A 2039-nucleotide genomic window follows, 5' to 3' on the forward strand; every position below is an offset into this window, starting at 1 on the left:
GGCAGGGCGCGAGGGGTTCCCTCAGGCGCGGCCCCAGGTCCGGTCACGGCCGGCGGGCCCGCCTTGTCGCGCAGCCCGGGATAGCGCGCCTGGAACAGGGCCACGCCGACGACGACGAGCAGCGTGGCGAGCGCGCCGACGGGGACGCCGGCCAGCCAGGAGCGCCCCGCGAGGAGGCGGCGGTGCCACGGCACGGGCCGCAACCGCGCCCGCACGCCATTCAGGATGGAGGCGGGCGCCGGCAGGTCCGGGAGACGTCGCAGCGCCTCGACCGCCAGCTGCAGCGTCTCGAGCTCCTCCCGGCAGGCGCGGCAGCCTTCGAGGTGCGCGCCCACGCCGGCCGCGGTGTCGCGATCGAGCTCGCCGTCGAGGTGCGCCGGCAGCAGCGCGCGGATCTCCTCGCACGCACGCGGGCTCATCGCGCCTCCTCCGCCGCGCCGGCCTGCCCGAGGCGCCGTCGCAGCCGCTCCGCCAGCGCCGCGCGCCCCCGGTGGAGCCGCGACTTGACCGTTCCCACCGGCACCGCCAGCATCTGGGCGATCTCCTCGTACCCGATGTCCTGCAGCTCCCTCAGCACGAGCACTTCCGCCTGCTCCGCGTCGATGTGGCGGACCTCCTCCCGTACCAGTTCCTCCAGCTGGCGCGACTCGAGCCGCGCCAGCGGGTTCGGCGCGGGGTCGGTCAGCTCGCGGCGCAGCTCCGAGTCCTCGCCGCCCACCGGGTCGCTGAGGCTGTCGTGCTTCGCCCGGGCCCGGCGCTTCCAGTGCTTGAGGCGGTTGCGCGACTGGTTGAGCACGATCGCCAGCAGCCAGTTGCCGAAGCGCGCCTCCCCGCGGAAGCCGCCGAGGGCCCGGTACGCCTGCACGAACGCCTCCTGCGTCACGTCCGCGGCCTCCTCGTAGTCGCCGAGGATCCGGTACGCCACGTTGAACGCGCGCCGCTGGTGGCCGACCACGAGCCGCTCGTACGCCCCCTCGTCCCCGGCGCGGGCCCGCTGCACCAGCTCGGCGTCCGGGTCAGGGCCCGCTGTTCCGGTCGTTTCCATTCCCCGCTCGCCCGTCACCTGGAGAGACTTCCCCGCATCGTCGTTTGTTCCCGCGCTCCGCACGTCGTGCCCCAATCTAGCAGGTCGGCGGCCAACACGGAAACGCGGCGGCCCGCGACGCCCCGACAGCCCGCCGCCGCACCCCGGCGCGCCGCAGTTGACAGCGGCGCGAATGCGAGTATTTTCTTCCATCGCCCCCGCGCCAGGGCGGAACTTTTTCCTGGCGCGCGGGTCAATCAGCGCGGTGTCGGGCGCCGTCGCCCGCGAGAGTGGCACTGATGCAGGAGAGGGAGCGGCCGGGTCGCCGATGATCACGGTTTCGGGGGTGAGCAAGCGCTTCGGGCGGACGCTCGCCGTCGACGACGTCTCGTTCGAGGTCGCGCGCGGCGAGGTCCTCGGCCTGCTCGGGCCCAACGGCGCCGGCAAGACGACCACGATGCGCATCCTCGCCGGCTATCTCACGGCCGACACCGGCAGCGCGAACCTTGCCGGCTTCGACGTCGCGACCGAGCCGCTGGAAGTGCGCCGGCGCCTCGGCTACCTGCCGGAGAACAACCCGCTCTACCCCGAGATGACGGTGCGCGAGTACCTGGAGCTGGTCGCGGCCGTGCGCGCGGTGCCGCGCGGCGAGGTCCCGCAGCGAATCGGCCGTGCCGTGGAATCGTGCGCGCTGGGGCAGGTGGCCGGGCGGATCATCGGCCAGCTCTCGAAGGGCTACCGCCAGCGGGTCGGGCTGGCCGGCGCGCTGCTGCACGACCCGGAGATCCTCATCCTGGACGAGCCGACCGTCGGGCTCGACCCGACGCAGATCATCGAGATCCGCGAGCTGATCCGCGGCATCGGCCGCGAGAAGACCGTGCTGCTGAGCTCGCACATCCTCCCCGAGGTCGAGGCCACCTGCCAGCGGGTGCTCATCTTCAACGAGGGGCACCTCGTCGGCCAGGGGACGCCGGCGGAGCTGGCGGCGCAGGCGCGCGGCGCCGAGCTCGTCGAC

General features: G+C 73.9%; 3 protein-coding genes. 1 reads left to right on the forward strand and 2 read right to left on the reverse strand.

The genetic code is table 11. From position 1 onward, the window contains the following. Positions 1-419 (reverse strand): anti-sigma factor (locus VI078_14310; protein HEY6000458.1); only part of this gene is annotated, 419 nt, incomplete at its 3' end. Next, the gene (locus VI078_14315; GenBank protein ID HEY6000459.1) at positions 416-1045 is read right to left on the reverse strand and encodes a sigma-70 family RNA polymerase sigma factor; all 630 of its coding nucleotides are present in this window, start codon (positions 1043-1045) and stop codon (positions 416-418) included. The genes VI078_14310 and VI078_14315, both read right to left, overlap by 4 nt. 307 nt (positions 1046-1352) lie before the next feature. Between VI078_14315 and VI078_14320 the strand changes: the two genes are divergently transcribed. Further along, on the forward strand, positions 1353-2039 hold a 687-nt coding region (locus VI078_14320), incomplete at its 3' end, for an ATP-binding cassette domain-containing protein (protein HEY6000460.1).

The organism is bacterium (assembly GCA_036524115.1).
In the GTDB taxonomy this organism is placed as follows: Bacteria; JAUVQV01; JAUVQV01; order JAUVQV01; family DATDCY01; genus DATDCY01.

Excerpts from the sequence above, each read along its gene's own strand:
- VI078_14315 (HEY6000459.1), bottom strand. The coding sequence starts at position 1,045 with ATGGAAACGACCGGAACAGCGGGCCCTGACCCGGACGCCGAGCTGGTG.